The sequence below is a fragment of the Arthrobacter sp. StoSoilB5 genome, from assembly GCF_019977235.1.
GTDB lineage: Bacteria > Actinomycetota > Actinomycetes > Actinomycetales > Micrococcaceae > Arthrobacter.
Genome location: NZ_AP024646.1, coordinates 320,747 through 338,861 on the forward strand (window position 1 = coordinate 320,747; position 18,115 = coordinate 338,861).

General features: G+C 60.8%; 18 protein-coding genes. 5 read left to right on the plus strand and 13 right to left on the minus strand.

Going from position 1 to position 18,115, the window contains the following annotated elements; genetic code table 11:
* Positions 1 to 85: 85 nt before the first annotated feature.
* From LDN75_RS01580 to LDN75_RS01590, 3 genes are all read right to left on the minus strand, one after another.
* Positions 86 to 793, minus strand: coding sequence for a FadR/GntR family transcriptional regulator (locus LDN75_RS01580; RefSeq protein WP_223937454.1), 708 nt, complete (start codon positions 791 to 793; stop codon positions 86 to 88).
* Positions 794 to 859: 66 nt separating this feature from the next.
* Positions 860 to 1,591 carry a hypothetical protein gene (locus LDN75_RS01585; protein WP_223935451.1) on the minus strand — a complete coding sequence of 244 codons (732 nt, stop codon included), beginning with the start codon at positions 1,589 to 1,591 and terminating at the stop codon, positions 860 to 862.
* Between the two features lie 178 nt (positions 1,592 to 1,769).
* Complete coding sequence (locus LDN75_RS01590) at positions 1,770 to 2,603, minus strand: helix-turn-helix transcriptional regulator (protein ID WP_223935452.1); 834 nt, start codon at positions 2,601 to 2,603, stop codon at positions 1,770 to 1,772.
* 86 nt (positions 2,604 to 2,689) lie between these two features.
* Between LDN75_RS01590 and ilvD the strand changes: the two genes are divergently transcribed.
* On the plus strand, positions 2,690 to 4,552 hold the full coding sequence (gene ilvD, locus LDN75_RS01595; protein ID WP_223935453.1) for a dihydroxy-acid dehydratase: 1,863 nt from the start codon (positions 2,690 to 2,692) through the stop codon (positions 4,550 to 4,552).
* 7 nt (positions 4,553 to 4,559) lie between these two features.
* Here the strand turns inward: ilvD and LDN75_RS01600 are convergent, their stop codons facing one another.
* Positions 4,560 to 4,796: a hypothetical protein gene (locus tag LDN75_RS01600; protein WP_223935454.1), complete on the minus strand. Its 237-nt coding sequence runs from the start codon at positions 4,794 to 4,796 to the stop codon at positions 4,560 to 4,562.
* Positions 4,797 to 5,023: 227 nt separating this feature from the next.
* Between LDN75_RS01600 and LDN75_RS01605 the strand changes: the two genes are divergently transcribed.
* Positions 5,024 to 5,260 carry a hypothetical protein gene (locus LDN75_RS01605; RefSeq protein WP_223935455.1) on the plus strand — a complete coding sequence of 79 codons (237 nt, stop codon included), beginning with the start codon at positions 5,024 to 5,026 and terminating at the stop codon, positions 5,258 to 5,260.
* Positions 5,261 to 5,264: 4 nt separating this feature from the next.
* Here the strand turns inward: LDN75_RS01605 and LDN75_RS01610 are convergent, their stop codons facing one another.
* Both LDN75_RS01610 and LDN75_RS01615 read right to left on the minus strand, forming a co-directional pair.
* A complete protein-coding gene (locus LDN75_RS01610) occupies positions 5,265 to 7,421 on the minus strand; it encodes a glycogen debranching N-terminal domain-containing protein (protein WP_223935456.1) in 2,157 nt (718 codons plus the stop codon).
* A 178-nt stretch (positions 7,422 to 7,599) separates the two neighbouring features.
* Positions 7,600 to 7,857: a hypothetical protein gene (locus LDN75_RS01615; protein ID WP_223935457.1), complete on the minus strand. Its 258-nt coding sequence runs from the start codon at positions 7,855 to 7,857 to the stop codon at positions 7,600 to 7,602.
* Positions 7,858 to 8,026: 169 nt separating this feature from the next.
* Here LDN75_RS01615 and LDN75_RS01620 point away from each other — a divergent pair, with 169 nt between their 5' ends.
* Entirely contained in the window at positions 8,027 to 8,383 is a 357-nt protein-coding gene (locus tag LDN75_RS01620; RefSeq protein WP_223935458.1) for a cupin domain-containing protein, read from the plus strand.
* Positions 8,384 to 8,446: 63 nt separating this feature from the next.
* Here LDN75_RS01620 and LDN75_RS01625 read toward each other — a convergent pair whose 3' ends face one another.
* The 7 genes from LDN75_RS01625 to LDN75_RS01655 all read right to left on the minus strand — a co-directional run bounded on the left by LDN75_RS01625 (position 8,447) and on the right by LDN75_RS01655 (position 15,767).
* Complete coding sequence (locus LDN75_RS01625) at positions 8,447 to 9,139, minus strand: GntR family transcriptional regulator (RefSeq protein WP_223935459.1); 693 nt, start codon at positions 9,137 to 9,139, stop codon at positions 8,447 to 8,449.
* A 40-nt stretch (positions 9,140 to 9,179) separates the two neighbouring features.
* Entirely contained in the window at positions 9,180 to 10,634 is a 1,455-nt protein-coding gene (locus LDN75_RS01630) for an NAD-dependent succinate-semialdehyde dehydrogenase (protein ID WP_223935460.1), read from the minus strand.
* A gap of 26 nt (positions 10,635 to 10,660) precedes the next feature.
* Entirely contained in the window at positions 10,661 to 11,914 is a 1,254-nt protein-coding gene (locus LDN75_RS01635) for an aspartate aminotransferase family protein (RefSeq protein WP_223935461.1), read from the minus strand.
* A gap of 82 nt (positions 11,915 to 11,996) precedes the next feature.
* Positions 11,997 to 13,127 (minus strand): N-methyl-L-tryptophan oxidase, encoded by a 1,131-nt coding sequence (solA, locus tag LDN75_RS01640; protein ID WP_223935462.1) that lies wholly within the window; start codon positions 13,125 to 13,127, stop codon positions 11,997 to 11,999.
* A 3-nt stretch (positions 13,128 to 13,130) separates the two neighbouring features.
* Positions 13,131 to 13,898 (minus strand): amino acid ABC transporter ATP-binding protein, encoded by a 768-nt coding sequence (locus LDN75_RS01645; protein ID WP_223935463.1) that lies wholly within the window; start codon positions 13,896 to 13,898, stop codon positions 13,131 to 13,133.
* Positions 13,895 to 14,827 carry an amino acid ABC transporter permease gene (locus LDN75_RS01650; RefSeq protein WP_223935464.1) on the minus strand — a complete coding sequence of 311 codons (933 nt, stop codon included), beginning with the start codon at positions 14,825 to 14,827 and terminating at the stop codon, positions 13,895 to 13,897. The genes LDN75_RS01645 and LDN75_RS01650 overlap by 4 nt, the downstream gene beginning before the upstream one ends.
* A gap of 13 nt (positions 14,828 to 14,840) precedes the next feature.
* Positions 14,841 to 15,767 carry an ABC transporter substrate-binding protein gene (locus LDN75_RS01655; RefSeq protein WP_223935465.1) on the minus strand — a complete coding sequence of 309 codons (927 nt, stop codon included), beginning with the start codon at positions 15,765 to 15,767 and terminating at the stop codon, positions 14,841 to 14,843.
* Positions 15,768 to 16,104: 337 nt separating this feature from the next.
* Between LDN75_RS01655 and LDN75_RS01660 the strand changes: the two genes are divergently transcribed.
* Together LDN75_RS01660 and LDN75_RS01665 are read left to right on the plus strand one after the other, a co-directional pair.
* Positions 16,105 to 16,779 (plus strand): haloacid dehalogenase type II, encoded by a 675-nt coding sequence (locus LDN75_RS01660; protein WP_223935466.1) that lies wholly within the window; start codon positions 16,105 to 16,107, stop codon positions 16,777 to 16,779.
* 27 nt (positions 16,780 to 16,806) lie between these two features.
* Positions 16,807 to 18,084 (plus strand): FAD-binding oxidoreductase, encoded by a 1,278-nt coding sequence (locus LDN75_RS01665; protein WP_223935467.1) that lies wholly within the window; start codon positions 16,807 to 16,809, stop codon positions 18,082 to 18,084.
* Positions 18,085 to 18,115: the final 31 nt, after the last annotated feature.

Consider the following 18,115-nt stretch of genomic DNA (forward strand, 5'->3'; position numbering starts at 1 on the left):
CCCCGCGGGGCGCAATGAGACGTTTCGGATTCGTCGTTGAACCCGTTCGAATGGTGTGGTGGGCCGTGTTGTTCGATCCGGGGCTTTAGGGCGCCGGAACCGGCAGGACAGCCCCAAGCGATCCTTCGACGCCATGAAGGTGCCGCATCATGGCGATCCCTGCATCCTCCGCTGAGCCTTTTTCGATGGCGTCGAAAATGGCCGCGTGCTCAAGTCCGGATTCCTTCCTCCGGTCCACCATCTGGTTCAAGGTGCTGGACTGGTTGGCCATGGCCTCATCGATATCAGAGAGCATCGATGCGAAGACGCCATTGCCGCTGCTCCGGGCGATGATCGCGTGGAACTCGGAATTGAGGATGACCCACTGTTCCAGGTCTTCTTCTTCATCCATGGCCCGTAGGATTTCCCGGAGTGATTCAACATCCTGCTGGCTGCGGTGTTCCGCGGCCAAGCTGGCAGCCGGCACTTCAATGTGAGGCCGTGCTTGCAGGAGTTCACGCGCCGAGTACTTGCCCAGTTTCAGGTCCTGGCCAACTTTGTCGGCGATGACGAATGTGCCTTTGCCCGTCCGGGTTACGGTCAGGCCCAAGGCGTTTGAAGACTTCAAGGCTTCGCGGACCATCGTCCTGCTGACGCCGAACTGCTGCGCCAACGTGGCTTCCGAATCCAAGCGTGAACCTACTGGAAGGCTGCCGTCTTCAATGGCAGCACGCAGAGTGGCAAGCACTGCCTCGGCGGCACCGACCCTTACGACTTTGGTTTGTCCAGCAGTCCAGCTGTCCAACAGGCTGATCATGGAATGAATATGGCATGGCTCACAGAGTGGGGCAAGTTGTTACGCCGGGAGTTGCGCTGAAAGCTAGGGCAGCTTCACAAAGCTGCCAAGGGTTTCCCAAGTTTGCGTCTCGTTGTTGAGTGCCTTTGTCCCGGCGCCGGAGCCTTTGGTCTCCCGAAGGCCATACTGATATCCGGTTATGGAATATTCGACGAGGGTTCCATCCTCTGAAGACTGCGGCAAGAGGAGTGCTGTGTATTCTTTGCCCACTTCAACGTCGATGTCGTCTGTGGCCCTCGCTTCTACGTATTTTGTACCACTGGGCTTCCCGCCGTTGTTTAGGCTAAGGATCTTGTCCTTCTGCGCCTGATTGAGGCTATTCCAGTAGTCATCGTAGGTTACGATTCCGCCAGCCCGTGAATAGCTGACTCGTGCGCCGGGCGTGATATCACCCTTGTAAACTTCGCGGATTGTCATCCTGCCAAAAGTCTGCGGGAAAACATTTTGTTTGGAAACCGGACTGAATGTGCGCCCGCCATCGATGGACTCGATATACACTCGCGCGACAACCGGATACTTGTTGTATCCGTAAAATGGGTCCCCTGAATTCCAAAGAAAATCAACGTCCATCCCGTCCTCTTGAATTTGGTCCTGGGGGACGTTGGCGTATGAATCATTGGACGGTGCTGATTCGGTCGCTACGGACTGTTGGCTTGACTCCGGTTCGCCAAGCTTGGGCGCTTCAGATGCGCAAGAGCTGAGCCCGGCCATTAGTGCCAGTGCCGCAAATATGAATTGTGGTCTGAGTGTGCTCATCCGGCAGCAATTCCCCCTTTGACTAACCAAGTATATGCGTTTAGTGTCAAGGGCTGCCGTGGTTGTGTCAATAGTCGGAAGGGTCCCCGATTGACATTGGCAAGGGCGTTAGCTGCCAATTTGGCAGCGGAAAATATTTAATGGAAATGTGCGACACGTTTTGGTGCTAACGCGCACGCTAATTCCCGTTCCCCATCAGCCGCTGCATCTGTTCGCCTGCGTCGCTGCCGGGCGCCGGTGTATAGACCACGATGTGGAGATCCGGCCTGTCAGATGGTGAAACCTGATGGTGCTCCAGCTGCAGAACACCCACGGCTGGGTGGTGGAAAAGCCGCTCGCGGGATTCGAAGCCGAGGATGTCGTAGCGGTCCCAGCTTTCCTGGAATTCCGGGCTGGCTTGCCTAAGCCGTTCAACTTGGAACTCAACATCGGGATCGCCGAGTCGCTGACCGGTCTCGGCCCTGAACTCGGCCAGGAACCGTTTGCTGGTCACGTCCCAATCGGGGAGCAGGTCACGGACATAGGGGTCTGTGAAGACAAGCCACAACAGGTTCCTGTCCGAGGCGTCGAAGGTTCCGATGTTGGGGTACAGGGCCTCGTAGGCCCTGTTCCAGCCCGCAACTCCCCAGTCCGGTGACAGTGCATATGCCGGGTTGGGATCCAAGGCGTCCAGGAGCCGTTGCACATGTGGGGGCACGTCAGCTGCCACTGGTCCCTTTGGCATTGCGGACGAATAGCCGCCTAAAGACAGAACGTAGCCCAGCCCTGTGTCGGATAAATGCAGCGTGCGGGCTACGGCTTCCAGTACCTGCCGCGACGGGCTGATATCCCGGCCCTGTTCCAGCCACGTGTACCACGTGACGCTGACTCCGGAGAGGAACGCGATCTCTTCCCGGCGGAGGCCCCGCTCCCGGCTTCGGCCCACTGGAGGAAGACCATAGTCCGACCTCAGGGCTTGGTTCCGGCGCGTCCTCAGGAAGAGTCCCAGTTCCTTTCGCCTCTCGTCTTTCATTCCTCCAACACTATTACTCTGGTACTTTCACTACTAGTAGCAGCACCGTCTTCCACCTGTTGTAAGAAATCAGCAGGATGGTATCCATGCCTGCACTTCGCTCCAGAACAGTCACCCACGGCCGCAACATGGCCGGCGCCCGCGCACTGCTGCGCGCCTCCGGCGTCGCCAACACGGACATCGGTAAGCCGATCATCGCCGTCGCCAACAGTTTCACCGAGTTCGTTCCCGGGCACACCCACCTTGCTCCCGTGGGCCGGATCGTCTCCGACGCGATTCTCGCCGCCGGCGCAGTGCCGCGCGAATTCAACACCATCGCCGTGGACGACGGCATCGCCATGGGCCACTCCGGAATGCTGTACTCCCTGCCGTCCCGCGACCTGATCGCGGACTCCGTTGAGTACATGGTCAACGCCCACTGCGCCGACGCACTGGTCTGCATCTCCAACTGCGACAAGATCACCCCGGGCATGCTCATGGCTGCCCTGCGCCTGAACATCCCTGTGGTGTTTGTTTCCGGCGGTCCCATGGAGGCCGGCCGCGTGACGCTGACAGACGGGTCCGTGCGCTCCCTGGACCTGGTGAACGCGATTGCCGACGCCGTGGACGAGTCCATCTCCGATGAAGACATCAACCTCATCGAAGAGAACGCCTGCCCCACCTGCGGTTCCTGCTCGGGCATGTTCACCGCCAACTCCATGAACTGCCTCGCCGAGGCCATCGGCTTGGCCCTGCCCGGCAACGGCTCCGTCCTCGCGACCCACACGGCCCGCAAGGCGCTGTACGAGAAGGCCGGCGCCACAATCGTCGAACTCGTGAAACGCTATTACGACGGCGACGACGACTCCGTGCTGCCACGCTCCATCGCCACCGCCAAGGCCTTTGACAATGCCATGGCCCTGGACATCTCCATGGGCGGCTCCACCAACACGATTCTGCACCTGCTGGCCGCGGCCCAGGAGGCGGGCGTGGACTACGGCCTGGCCGAGATGGACGCCAAGTCCCGCCAGGTGCCCTGCCTGGCCAAGGTGGCCCCGAACGTCGCCGGCGACAAGACCTATTACATGGAAGATGTCCACCGCGCCGGCGGCATCCCTGCGCTGCTGGGCGAGTTGAACCGCGGCGGCCTCCTGCACAAGGACGTCCACTCCGTCCACTCCGCCGACTTGGACGGCTGGTTGGACGACTGGGACATCCGCGGCGGCAAGGCCACCGAGGAGGCGCAGGCGCTGTGGCACGCGGCTCCCGGTGGCGTCCGCTCCTCCACCGCGTTCTCGCAATCAAACCAGTGGACCTCCCTGGACACCGACGCTGAGGGCGGCTGCATCCGTTCCGTGGAGCACGCCTACTCCAAGGACGGCGGCCTGGCTGTGCTGCGCGGCAACGTCGCAGTGGACGGCGCCGTGGTGAAGACCGCAGGTGTGGACGAGTCCATCTGGACCTTCGAGGGCCCGGCAGTTGTGTGCGAGTCGCAGGACGAAGCCGTGGAAATGATCCTGAATAAAACCATCAAGGAAGGCGACGTGGTGGTCATCCGCTACGAAGGCCCCAGAGGCGGTCCGGGCATGCAGGAAATGCTCTACCCGACGTCGTTCCTCAAGGGCCGCGGCCTGGGCAAGAAATGCGCCCTCATCACGGACGGCCGCTTCTCCGGCGGCACCTCCGGCTTGTCGATCGGGCACATTTCCCCTGAGGCTGCCTCCGGCGGTGCCATCGCCCTGGTTGAGAACGGTGACATCATCAGCATCGACATCACGACGCGCTCCCTCCAGTTGCAGGTATCCGACGAAATCCTCGCCGAACGCCGCGAAAAACTCGAAGTCAACGGCGGCTACAAGCCCAAGAACCGTGACCGCCAGGTGTCTCCCGCGCTTCGCGCCTACGCAGCCATGGCACTCTCCGCTGACAAGGGCGCCGTCCGGGACGTCTCGTTGGTGGAAAACCTCTAAGCGCCGGCTACGACTGTTCGGGCGCTTCTTCGTTGGCGATTGCCTCGATCCAATCGATGGCGTCGTCGGGCAGCTGCAGCCCCGGACTTTCCTCTTCGGCAACCCACCATGAATCGGCTGCATCTGGTCCGCCGGCCCCCGCGATCTCGGCAACGATTTCCGGGGGCACGGTGTCGCCGTTGTTGTTTATCAACCATTCCCGGGTTGAAGGATTCAACTGCGGCCACCACTGCTCGATGCTCATTGAAACAGCTCGATGTTCATTGAAACTTCTCGGCTCATTGAATCAGTCTGCGCCCGCGGAGTCGGTTTTGTCCCTCAGCACATCCAATCAGAAGCAGCATCCTTAAACCGCGTCAAATTCCTCCCGCCGGGTACTATCGTCAATTGTTGACAATTGCTACGCTTAGTTCATTACCTGAAACCCGGGTCAGGCATCCGCCGAAACCCCCCTTGCGTGAAGGACCTCCCATGAAGAAGCGACGCCCGGCAAGCCTGTCCTCTGAGCTCGTTGAAACATCACGCACCGGGCACCATTGCCCGAAGACCGGCTGGTGGTCAGTCGCGGGTGATCCCAGGGGAATGCGTCTTATTACCAAGGGCGAAGTAATGCCTGCCCTGCACGGTACGCCAGCCCTCTGGATCATGCGTGGAACAGTCGGTAGCCAGGGCGCCCACCCTGCGGCCGGCTTGATGACAACTTCGTAAGCACTCAGACCTCCTTCCGAAGGCCGGCCTGCTGCACAAGTTCGGTCAACCATGGCCGGTGTCCTCTGTGGAACACCATCCCTTCCGGAAGCCCCTGCACGGTGGGAACGGAATCGGCGATGTCGATGGTCACGCGGCCGCCACCCATGGGCGCGTTGGTGATATGCAGGTCGCCGTAGGACGCCGGCAGTTGGGGATCCATCCAGAACCCGCCACGTGAGACGTGTGCGTCGTACCTCATCAAGCTCGTGACCAGTTGGATGGGTGAGGTGGCTGCCCAGGCTTGCGGCGAGCATGCGGTGGGATACGGCACGGGTTCGCTGTACTGCTCCCTGCTGAAACCGCAGAACAGCTCGGGGAGCCGCCCCTCGGAATAGTCGGCAGCTTCGAGCAAGGCGGTCGAAATTCGTTGGGCCTCTTCCACGAATCCGTATCTCATCAGGCCAGCGGCAATTACGGCGTTATCGTGCGGCCACACGGAACCGTTGTGGTAGCTGGCCGGGTTGTAGGCGCCCATATCCGTTCCAAGGGTCCGTACGCCCCAGCCACTGAACATCTCAGGAGACATCAGCCGTTGGGCCACGAGCGGCGCCTTGTCCTCGTCCACCAACCCCACCCATAGGCAGTGACCCATGTTCGAGGCGCACGCGTCAACCTGCCGTTTCTTGCCGTCCAAAGCGATGGCGTAATAACCGCGCTCCGGCATCCAGAACTGCTCGTTGAACCGGACCTTTAACTCCGCCGCCCGATCGGCGAGTTCCTGGGCCAAAGGTGCCTCACCGGCGTCGTACGCTATCCACGCCCGTGCCATGTAAGCGTCGTATACGTACGCCTGAACCTCGCAAAGTGCGATAGGCGGCTCCGCGAGGCGTCCGTCCGCAAAATTGATGCCGTCCCACGAGTCCTTCCAGCCCTGGTTGATGAGCCCGCGGTCGTTGAGCCGCTGGTACTCGACGAATCCATCGCCGTCCCTGTCGCCGTAGTCGCGTATCCAGTCCAGGGCCCTGTCCGCGTTAGGCAGCAAGGCTGCGATCGTGTCCTTGGCGAAACCCCACCGGCTGACCGAGCCCAGCAACACCACGAACAGCGGAGTGGCATCGACGCTGCCGTAGTAAACGGATTTGCCGCCGAGTGACAGGCCGCTGGAAACATCCAGCCTGACCTCGTGCAGAATCTTCCCGGGCTCCTCCTCGCTGACGGGATCCACCACCTTGCCCTGGTGGTCGGCCAGCGTTTGCAGCGTGCCGAGGGCCAGCGACGGATCAACGGGCATAGCCATTTCGGAGGCCCAGAGTGAATCGCGGCCAAACAGCGTCATGAACCAGGGAGCTCCAGCGGCAACAACCACCCTGTCCGGGTGCGTCGGGTCTTCAATGCGAAGGGCGCCAAGATCGTCATAGCTGCGCCGCAGCGTCCTCTCGATGGAGTGGTTGCCCATATGCAGCACCGGAATTTTGGCCACCCATTCCTGGCGGCGTTGATCGCTGCGGGACAGTTCGCCGACGGCGGGACGCACCACAGGCGCCGCAGGCGCCCCTCCGTCGGCTCCGGGAGCAACAGTGACTACGGTGCTCCAGTGGCCGCGTGGCGGGATAGTGGTCCGGTGGACCAGGCCCTCGCGGGTTGCCTGGGCGCTATCGGAACTTACGACGACGGACTTCCGGACATCCTGCCAACGGGAGCGGATAGTTAGTGTGTTGTGATTGTATTCGCGGGATTCCTCCCACTGCCTCTGGACCCGCGCTTCCTTGACTTCGAAAACGTCCGCGAAGTCCGACCCAACCGCGAATTCGATCAAGCATTCCACAGGTTCCATCGAATGGTTGCGCACGGTGACGTGCTCCACCATTCCCACGCCAACTTCGCGTAGGCGCTCCACAATCAACGGCGTATCCGCATACCCGTCGGACCGTGTGACGCGGCTGGCGAAAGCGGCCCTGTATGGCTCTTTCGTCTGGGCGGTCAGGGGCTCCAGCGACTGGCCGTTGATGGTGAGGACCCAATCGGACAGGACCCTGGTGTCCTGGAAGAACATGCCGTGGGGATGGTCCGGGTGAATGTCCCCGTTGGGCAGGGAGATGCAGAAGGACGTGCCTTCCACCAAGGTGACAGTCCCGGCGCCGAGGGGACCGGCTGCCGTATCAGCATTCCATCCAGCCACTGATTGGCTCCTCTAGAACCAAGGACGGTCAGTGCCTGTCTTTGGCCGCTGGCTGTCCTGCTACATCGTCACCTTGACGGTACTCTTGCTGGCCTGCCGGGGCCAGAGGCTTGGTGGTTGCCGGTGTTGGGCTGTCAGCCTAGGGGCTGTCAGCCCAGGGCTGTCAGCCTAGGGGCTGTCAGCCCTGGGACGCGACCAGCAGGTCGTAGTCATCATCGATGTGGAAGAGCCGCCGTTCGCCGATGTGGTCTACCACCCAGATCGTTTGCCCATCCGCAGTCCGGTCGTCCACCGTACCCCTGTGATACTCATAGCCGCGCCGGCTGAGGGAAACTACATCGCCGGCTTCCAGGGAGTTCCAGAGTGATATCCGCCGGCTCTGCGCGCTGCATGCGGCAGGGGTGTTTTCCAGGCTGCTTTTCCAGGCAAGTTTCATGGGGGGCTGTTCTCCTTGGTGACGGTGGCTGGCATCGCTGGCAGGGCGTCGGTGAATATTTTCTTGTCCAAGCCTATCGTCGATTGTTGACAATTGCTAGGATTGAATGCGTGCTCTTCCAACGACGGCGGGCACGTTCAAAAAGGGCGCAGCCCCAGAAGGAGAATCCATGATCAAGGCCACTGTCATGAGCGACGCAACAACCCAAGACCCGGGCGAGCACATCCCGAAAGCAACCTCCAGCACGCCGGGCCAGACCGAAGTCTCGTTCCGTCTGTGGGCCCGCGACGGCCACAAGACGGGCATCTGGGAGGTTACGCCGGGCGTGTTCAAGAGCACCCGCCCGGGCTACGACGAGATCTGCCAGATCCTCAGTGGCAAGGGGACCATCACAGAAGAAGACGGAAGCAGCTTCGACATTGGCCCCGGAACGTTGTTCGTTACTCCGGCAGGATGGACGGGTACCTGGACCATCCATGAGACGCTGCGGAAGATGTGGGTTGTCACGGACGTTCCGGCAAACTAACTGCATATACAGTAAGGGCCCGGTTCAGAATCTGAACCGGGCCCTCACTGTATGGAGACTTTCCTAAGCAGTAATTCCCGTTACTTCCGGGCTGGAAGTGAGGTCCTCCACGGCCTTCTGCATGTGGCGCTTGATGGCCTGCTGAAGTCCGCTACGGTCCCGGGCCTCGAGAAGGTCCAGGATCTGCTGGTGTTCCTGCACCAGTGCATCGATGCGGGGGTATGCCACTTCCAGGCTCAAAATGCACATCCTGGATTCGGCAGCAAGAGTCTCATAAATGCGTATCAGGCGCGTGTTCCCAGTGCCTGAAACGAAGGCGGTGTGGAATTGCATGTCCAGACGCGCAATGGCCTGCCAGTCCGAGGCCGCAACCTGCTTGGCCATGTTCCGGATGATGCCCTTGAGCTCCCGGCAGGTGTCCGCCACCTGCTCTGTGTCCGAGTCCAAAAGGGTATTGGCTGCAGCCAGCTCCACGGCTTCACGGACAGCGTAGATCTCCTTGACATCCTGCGTGGAAAGTTCCAGCACGAAGACGCCGCGGTTGCGCTTGCTCACCAGGATCCCCTCCTGGCACAGCCGCTGGAGAGCCTCGCGGAGCGGACCCCGCGAGGTGCTCAGCTGGCTGGCCAAGGCAGATTCATTGACCTGCTGCCCAGGGCGGAAGGCCCCTTGGACAATGAGCTCACGCAGCTGGTCAGCGATCAGCTGGGCCGTAGGCCGGCCTTCCAATACGAACATTCCCTCCGGTGCCGCCATTGACATCCCCTCATTCCATGCTTCGGCAATTTTGAAACTGTTAGACCGCTATTGCGGTGTACTTGTACTCCAGGAATTCTTCGATTCCAATTTTTCCGCCCTCGCGTCCGAGTCCGGATTGCTTGACGCCGCCGAACGGTGCCGCGGGGTTGGAAACCAGGCCGGTGTTCAGGCCGACCATTCCGACTTCCAGTTCCGCGGAGAACCGCAAGGCTTTGTCCATGCTCTCTGTGAACACGTACCCCACCAGGCCCCACTCAGTATCGTTGGCCAAGCGGAGAACTTCGTCCTCACTGTCGAACGCGGTGATCGCTGCGACCGGGCCGAAGATTTCCGTGCTCATCAGGGCTGCGTCCATAGGCACGTCCACCAGGACGGTGGGTGTGTAGAAGTAGCCGGGACCTTCCGGACGGCTTCCGCCGGTCAGCACACGTGCTCCCTTGGAGACCGCATCTGTAACGAGGTTTTCGACCTTTTCCAGGCCCTTCTGCTCAATGAGGGGCCCGACGTCGGTGCCAGCAACGGCGCCGTTGCCTACCTGCAATTCTGACATCTTTTTGGAGAACTTCTCGCCAAATTCCTCTACGACGGAGCGGTGGACGAAGAAGCGGTTTGCTGCCGTGCAAGCCTCGCCCATGTTCCGCATCTTGGCTTTCATGGCACCGTCCACTGCCTTTTCGATGTCTGCATCGGCCAGGACGATGAACGGTGCGTTTCCGCCAAGTTCCATGGAGGACCGCATCACGTTGTCGGCCGCTTGCTTCAGCAGAACCTTGCCCACCTCGGTGGAACCGGTAAAGCTGATCTTGCGGGCGATGCCACTGTCAGTCCAGGTACGGACCACCTTGGAGGCGCTGGATGTGGTGACGACGTTCAGCACGCCGTCGGGAAGGCCGGCTTCCTTGAAAATCCCAACGAGGGCGAGGGATGTCAGAGGTGTCAGCTCGGCCGGCTTGAACACCATGGTGCAGCCTGCGGCAACGGCCGGGGCGATCTTCCGGGCGCCCATGGCGAGCGGGAAGTTCCAGGGAGTCACCAGGACTGAGGGCCCCACGGGTTCCTTGGTGATGAGGATGCGGGTGTTTCCATCCACTGAGGTAGCGCTGTCACCACCGATCCTTACGGCCTCTTCCGAGAACCAGCGGAGCATTTCAGCGCCGTAGGCCACCTCGCCCCGAGCTTCTGCCAGGGGTTTGCCCATCTCCGCGGTCATGATGGCGGCGAGCCGGTCGGTGTTGGCAATCACCAGTTCAAAAGCGCGTCGGAGAATATCCGCGCGTTCACGGGGCGTTGACTTTCCCCATGCAGCCTGGGCACGTCCGGCTGCCTCGATGGCCAGGGCAGCGTCTTCAGGACCGCCGTCGGAAACATGTGCAATCACTTCGTTCGTGGCGGGGTTCTCAACGGCGAAGGTGGCACCACTGGCAGCCTTCTGCCACGTTCCGTCAATGAACAGGTCCGTTGGGATGGTGGAAGGATCAAAGGAGGTGGTCATGGTGGCTCTTTCAGTGATCAGGGGAACTAGGAGGTGGCCGTCTTGAGCGCCTGCGTGAACTTGGACAGGCCTTGCTGAATTTCATCGCTGCTGACATTCAGGGCGGGAATGAGGCGAATGACGTTGCCGTTCGGACCGCAGGTGAGCAGCAGTAGCTCTTCCTTGATGGCGGCCTGTTGGACGGCAAGGGCAGTTGCTGCGTCCGGGGTGTTGTCGGCAGCGGTGAATTCGACGCCCTGCATCAGGCCACGGCCACGAACATTGCCGATTCCCGCGAATTCCGTTTGCAGATTGTCCAGTCCTGCCCGCAGTTCGTCACCGCGCAGCAAGGCATTCTCCACGAGGTTCTCCCGCTGGATGACACCCAATGTTGCGACGCCTGCCGCTGCCGCTACGGCGTTTCCGCCATAGGTTCCGCCCTGCGAACCAGGCCAGGCCTTGCCCATCAAATCGGCGGAGGCGGCAATCGCGGAGATGGGGAAGCCACTGGCAAGTCCCTTGGCGGTGATGACGACGTCGGGGGTGATTCCGGCCCAGTCATGTCCCCAGAACTTGCCGGTGCGGCCGACGCCTGCCTGGACCTCGTCCAGGATGAGCACTATGCCGTGCCTGTCGGCGCGCTCACGCAGGCCTTGGAGGAATGCGACAGGCGTGGGAATGTACCCGCCGTCACCCAGAACCGGTTCGATGATGAAGCCGGCAGTATCGCTGGGGGCGCTGATGGTCATCAGAAGGTGGTCGAGTTCCTTCAGGGCAAATTCGACGGCGGTGGCTTCGTCCCAGCCGTACCGGTACCAGTGCGGGAACGGGGCAACGTGCACTCCACTCATGATGGGGGAGAACCCTGAGCGGAACTTGGTTCCCGCGGTAGTCAAGGAGGCGGCCGCTACGGTGCGCCCATGGAACCCACCCTGGAAGGAGATGATGTTGGGCCGTCCGGTTGCCATGCGGGCCAAACGGATGGAGGCCTCTACTGCTTCGGAGCCGGAGGTTGCGTAGAAGATGCTGTCGAGGCCCTGGGGCAGGACGCCACCCAAGAGTTCCGTGAGTTCCAGGAGGGGCTTGTGCATCACGGTGGTGTACTGGGCATGGACGATCTTGCCCACCTGTTCGCGGGCTGCGGCCACCACATCGGGGTGGCAGTGTCCGGTGCTGGTGACGCCGATTCCGGTGGTGAAATCCAGGTATTTCTTGCCGTCTGTGGCGTGGATCCAACTACCGGACGCGTAGTCCACGACCACTGGAGTGGCCTGCTTCAGGATGGGGCTAAGTGTTGCCATGGCTTCATACTTTCTTAGTAACTGTAGATTGTCAACAATACGCGATTCGCGGGCCGTTAGCCCGCGAATCGCGTTGTGGTGCCTAGTTCTTGAACCTCTGTGGACGGACGAAGTCCAGGCCGTCAAAGCCACCCTTGCCAAGTGCTTCGTTGGCAGCAATCTGGCCGTAGCCGGAAGCCATCTTGAAGCCGGCACCGGAGAAGCCGGTGGCGGAGTAGATCCGGCCTGCCTCGGTGAAGAAGCCCAGGATGGGCTGCGAATCCGAGGTAAACAGATCCGGGAAGGCATCCGATCGGACGATGCTGGGAACCAATCCGGGGAAGAATTCGCTGACCGTCTCAATGGTTTCCGCAATCTCCGCTTGGGTCAGCTCCCTGGGCACTGAGTCTGCGGCCGGGGTTGGTGCCCCGCGGCCATCGAGGGTGGCTTTCACAGTGACGCTGTCCACCGCGGGCGCCCCATACATGGAGCGATCGCCGGAAATCCTGATGAAGATGGGGAACTTTTCCGGGGTGAACTGGGCTGCGTCGCGGGCGACGAACCAGCTCAGGAAAATCCTGCGGGTTTCCGTGTGCGCCTTCAGGTAATCGGGCATGAGCTGCTGGGACCACCCACCGGAGGCGATGATCACCCGTTCGAAGGTCCAGGACTGTTCGCCGGAGGTGACGGCAACGCCGTCGTTGGTCTCCCGGATGCTGGTAACCGGCGTGTTGCTGAGCACCGTCGCCCCGTTGGCCTGTGCCGCTGCAACCGCAGCGGTAACTGCCCGATCCGTTCGAAGTGCGCCGCCGAAGGGATCGTAAACGGCGACATCGTCAGCGCGGAGGTTGTGCTGTGGGTAGCGTTCCGCCATTTCCTCACGGGTGAGGATCTGGTGGCTCGCTCCGTTGGCCCGGGTAGTTTCCAGCAGCTTCGGAATGTACGGTCCGTCAACAGTGCCGATGGAGAGTCCGCCGCAGCGGGTGAGGATGTCCTGTCCCGTTTCTGCTTCGAGCTCTGCCCAGAGATCCCGGGAGCGTTCCAGGATGGGGTAGTAGTCCGGCCTTCCCCTGTAGAGCATCCGGAAAAGCCGGGTGTCGCCACCCACCGCACTCCTGCCATGTCCTGGGGTGTGTGCTTCGAAGCCGACCACGGAATCGGACAGGCGGGAGGCCTGCCAGAGTGCCATGCTTCCGATGCTGCCCAGCCCGATGACGGCGAGTTTTCCATCCATCGCTTACAGCACCTGCTTAAGGAACGCCTGGGTGCGTGCTTCCTTGGGGTTCTTCAGGATTTCCCGGGCATCTCCACGTTCCACCACGAAGCCCTCATCCATGAAGATCAAGGAATCGGCTACCTCGCGGGCGAAGCCCATCTCGTGGGTGACTACCACCATGGTCATGCCCTTCTTGGCGAGGTCCTGCATGACACCGAGGACTTCCCCTACCTTTTCTGGATCGAGGGCACTGGTGGGTTCGTCGAACAGGATGATTTCCGGATCCATGGCCAAAGACCGGGCGATGGCAACGCGTTGCTGCTGCCCGCCGGAAAGTTCGGCCGGGTAGCGGTCACCGAAAGCGCCGAGGCCCACGCTGGTGAGCAGTTCCTGGGCGCGCTTGGAGGATTCCTTCTTGTCGGCGCCTTTGACGAGCACCGGGCCGGACATGACATTCTCGCGGGCGGTCATGTTCGGGAACAGGTTGAACTGCTGGAAGACCATGCCTACCCGGGTGCGTTGCTGGGCAAGCTTCTTAGGGGGCAGCGCGTGGTAAGCGTTGTCGGTCTCGTAGTAACCGAAATCGTCACCGTTAACTTTCAGGATTCCAGAGTCCACGGTCTCCAGGCCGTTGATGCAGCGCAACAGGGTGGACTTTCCGGAGCCGCTGGGTCCGATGATGCAGCAGATTTCACCGCTGGCAATATCGAGGTCGATATCGTGGAGAACGGTCTTGTGCCCAAAGGACTTACGAATTCGGCGGGCGAGGATCGTGCCGTCGTTGCTCATCGTGCGATACCTTCCGGTGCGGTCAATACAACCTTCCTGGCCTTGCGGGGGACCCGGGCGGAGGTATGGGAGTATTTCTGTTCGAGCTTGGACTGCGGGTAGCTCAGCAGCAGCGTCATCACCAGGTACCAGAGGCTGGCCACGATCAGCAGCGGGATGGTCTCGTAGGTGCGTGCGTAGATGAGCTGGGCGCTCTGGAGAAGTTCCGCAACACCCAGGACGCTGACCAAGGACGTTTCCTTGAACATTCCGATGACCTGGTTGCCGGTGGCCGGAATGATGGAGGGCATGGCCTGGGGAATGATGATCTTGCGCATCTTCGTTGCGGCGCTCATGCCCAGTGAGTCGGCGGCTTCAATTTGCCCCTTGCCCACCGAGGAGAACCCGCCGCGGATGATTTCTGCCATGTACGCGGCTTCGTTCAACGTCAAGCCAACCAAGGCTGCGGTGATCGGGCCCATGAGTGCATTCGTGTCGATCGCGGTGCCGATGTCGGTAAACGGGATGCCGATGGTCAGGTTCGGGTACAAGGCGGAGATGTTGAACCAGAAGATCAACTGGACCAGGACCGGGGTACCACGGAACAGCGTGATGAATGCCCCCGCCGTGGCCGCGATCGGCTTGACGCTCGAGGACCTCATGATCGCAATGACCAAGCCCAGGAGGGTGCCCAAGGCCATGCTTGCGACTGTAAGGAAGATGGTGAGCATCAGCCCGCGAAGGATCGATTCGTGGGTGAAGTACTTGGCCACGACGTCCCACTTGAAGTTGGGATTGGTGGAGACCGAGAAGAGGATGCCCGCGCCAAGCAGGATGGAAACCACCCAGGCGACGTATTCAAAAGTGCTTCTGCGACGAAGGCGGGGCTTGAGTGCCGGATCAATGCCGTTCATTGTCGGTTTGTTTCCGTTACTGATGGTTTGCACCATGGGAGCACCTGTCCTAGTTGAGTTTCGCGTCCGTGATGGCTCCGGCGTCGAGGCCCCAGGTGGAGAGGGACTTCTTGTATTCCGGGCTGTTCAGGACCGACTGGATGGCGGCCTGGAGGGCGGGAGTCAGGGCAGATCCCTTTTTGACGCCGATAGCGGTGAGGTCGCTGGAGCCGACGTTGATCTGGGGGGTCAGGATGGTGAACGATTTGGGCTGCTGCTTCTCGGCCCAGGCGAGGGAAGTTGTGTCGTAGAGGATGCCATCGATGCGCTTTGACGCCAGTTGGGTCAGGGCTTCCTGAACGTTGGGCAGCGTCACGGCGTTGATCGCTGGCTGTCCCTTGGAGGTGCAGGTCTGCTCGTTAAGGGCCGGGAGGCGCTTGAGCTGGCCGGTCGAGCCCTGGGTAACGGCAATGTTCTTACCGCACAGAGTCTCGTTGGTGAGCTTCAGCGGATTACCCGCGGCCACGGCCACTGAGTTGCCGGCCTTGAAGTAGTCGATCATGTCCAGGACCTTCAACCGCTCCTCGGTCTTGGACATGGTCGTGGCGGTGAAGTCGAAGCGGCCGCCGTCCAGTCCGGGGACGATCGTGTCAAACTTTGTGTCCTGGAACTTCAGTTTCAGGCCGAGCTTCTTGGCCACCAGGCGGGCGATGTCCGGGTTCAGGCCGATCGGCGTCGAGTTGTCCTCGGCGAGGAACGTCGTCGGCGGGTAGTGCAGGTCCATGGCGACCGTCAGTTCGCCCTTGTCCTTATAGGATGCCGGCAGGAGGCTCACGGCCTTTTCGTCAGGCTGGACGCCCTCGGAGATGTCAGTAGTGTTTGAAGTCTTGCTGCTGTCCGGGGAATCACTGCTGTTGGCTGTTCCACCGCAAGCGCTCAGTGCGAGTAGTACGGCAAGTCCTGCAGCTGCAGTCTGGGCCTTGGTTCGAATCTTCATGGTGCTTCCCTTCGAGGGAGTTGGTCACTGGGGAGGGAGAAGTTCTAGGTTGTAATGTGATCCGGATCTCTCCGTCATCTAAAGCAATGCAACCTCCTCAACAGTAGATTGTCAACAATTGACAGAAACTTTTTTGGAGTATCTTTTTGATGAGAACGGTTCTAATTACCATCCTAGAAACTGTTGACAATTTACAATTTGGCGACCTAGAGTCGAATCATCGGGCAAGAACCTTTCAGCCCGCCGGGCACGATTTCTTGGTTCAGTTCGCCTCCTTCGATACCTCCACATACGCGGGGCCAGCCCCCTTCCATCTCCCGAAAAGAACGGAAACCCCATGGCAGAGACCAACTTCCGGCCGAAGTACATCTCCTTCGATGTCTACGGCACGCTGATCAACTTCGACATCGATCCCACCACCCGGCGGCTGCTTGATGGACGCATCTCCGAAGAGCAGTGGCCTACGTTCAAGAAGCAGTTCCGCGGCTACCGCTTCGACGAGGTCCTGGGCGACTTCAAGCCGTACGAGGCGATCCTGCAGGATTCCTTTGACCGGGTGTGCAAGCGCTGGGGCATTGGGCCCACCGAAGGTGCCGGTGCAGCGTTCGCTGACGCTGTCCGCGGATGGGTTGCCCACGAGGACGTGCCGGCGCCGCTGAAGCTGATGGGCGATAACTACCAGTTGGTGGCACTGTCCAATGCGGACGACAGCTTCCTGGACATCAGCATTCCCAAGCTCGGCGCTGAATTCCACGCCGTGCTGACCGCAGAACAGGCCCAGGCCTACAAGCCCCGCTACCAGGCCTTCGAGTACATGCTCGATACCCTGAACGCTAAGCCGGAGGACTTCCTGCACGTCTCCTCGCACACCCGATACGACATGCATCCGATGCACGACATGGGCTTCCGCAACCTCTGGATGCTGGACCGTGGCTACGACCCCATTGGCGAGGGCTACGACCTCACCACTGTTAAGTCCTTGGACGAGCTCAACAAGCACCTCGGTCTCTAAACCGACTTCCAGGCGAAAGGTCATACCGTGAAACTTGTTCCCTACTGGCTCGATACTGCAGAGCCTTCCGGCGATTACCGCCGCACTCCGGTCCCGGAAAACGTTGATGTTGCGATTATCGGTGCTGGTTTTACCGGGCTCTCAGCAGCCCTTGAATTCGCCAAGCAAGGCGCCAGCGTGGCCGTTTTCGAACGCCACACCGTTGGCTGGGGCGCCTCGGGCCGCAACGGGGGAATGGCTACCACCGGTTTGGCCATTGGCTTCAGTACCGCTGTCAAACGCTACGGGGCTCCCCGTGCCGTTGAGATGTTCCGCGAATACAACGACGCAATCGAAACCATCGAGAAGCTGGTTCACGACAACGGCATCGACTGTGACTTCAAGCGTTTCGGCAAGCTCTCCCTCGCGTTCCACAAGTCCCACTACGATGGCTTCCTGAAGTCCCAGGAGTTGCTCGCGAATCTGGTTGACCACCACGTGAAGGTCATCCCCAAGTCAGAGATCCACAGCGAAATCGGCACCGACTTCTACCAGGGTGCCATGATGGATCCGCTGGGCGCGGGTCTCCACGTAGGAAAGTTCGTGCACGGGCTGGCGAAGGTAGCAGCTGACAACGGCGCAGCCATTTGCGAGAACGCAGCGGTCACCGAGCTGAACAAGGTCTCGGGGACAGTGCACGATGTTCACACCACCCGCGGAATTACCCGGGCCAAGCAGGTCCTGGTTGCCACAAGCGGCTACACCAGCAATCTCACCCCGTGGCTGCAGCGCCGCGTGATCCCGGTGGGCAGCTTCATCATCTGCACCGAGCCTCTGTCCGAAGAGGTAGTCAACCGCATCCTGCCGAACAGGCGGCAGGCCTCTGACAGCAAGATGCTGACGTACTACTTCAGGATCACGCCGGACAACAGGCTGCTGTTTGGTGGCCGGGCCCGATTCGCTTTGTCCAGCCCGGACTCGGACGTCAAGAGCGCAGAAATCCTGCACAAGGCCATGACCGAGCTCTTCCCGTACCTCTCCAAGGCCAAGGTGGACTACATCTGGGGTGGCCTGGTGGATCTCTCCATGGACCAGATGGTCCATGCAGGCCAGCACGACGGCCTCTTCTACTCTCTCTGCTACAGCGGCCACGGTGTTCAGATGGCCGCCCACATGGGTAAGCGGATGGCCCACTACATGGCTGGAGACAAGTCGGCAAATGTGTGGGAAGACCTGAAGAACCCGCCGGTTCCCGGCCACTTCGGCCCGCCATGGTTCCTGCCCTTCATTGGCGGAGCCGCAAAGATCATCGACCGTATCAAGTAGATACCCCCCGTTAGCCAGGCAAGGTAAAGGT